Consider the following 293-nt stretch of genomic DNA (forward strand, 5'->3'; position numbering starts at 1 on the left):
TTTGGGCTTAGCGCTGGGCTTACCCAGCAGAAGCTTGATGAGACCAGCTTTCCGTTAGAGGACTACGACCCGGTGATAGCTGGTATTGTGCAGAGCACTTCGTACTTTAACGTTGACGCTGGAGTGTCGTACAATTTTTTAAACCTATCGGCGCATTTTACGGTTAAGAACATTATTTTTCAGAACCGTTCCATCTATACTGAGGAGTATGAGCCGAAGAACCAGCGCCGGTATTTGCTTTCTGGGGCCTATGCCATTGGTCGCTTTGATTCGGATTGGAGTTATGAACCCTC

General features: G+C 47.4%; 1 protein-coding gene. It reads left to right on the forward strand.

Annotation, left to right across the window (positions count from 1 at the left end; all coding sequences use genetic code 11):
* On the forward strand, window positions 1-293 hold a 293-nt coding region (locus QPK98_RS15785; protein WP_310994400.1), incomplete at both ends, for a type IX secretion system membrane protein PorP/SprF.

Source organism: Aequorivita marina (genome assembly GCF_031631895.2).
GTDB classification, from domain to species: domain Bacteria; phylum Bacteroidota; class Bacteroidia; order Flavobacteriales; family Flavobacteriaceae; genus Aequorivita; species Aequorivita marina.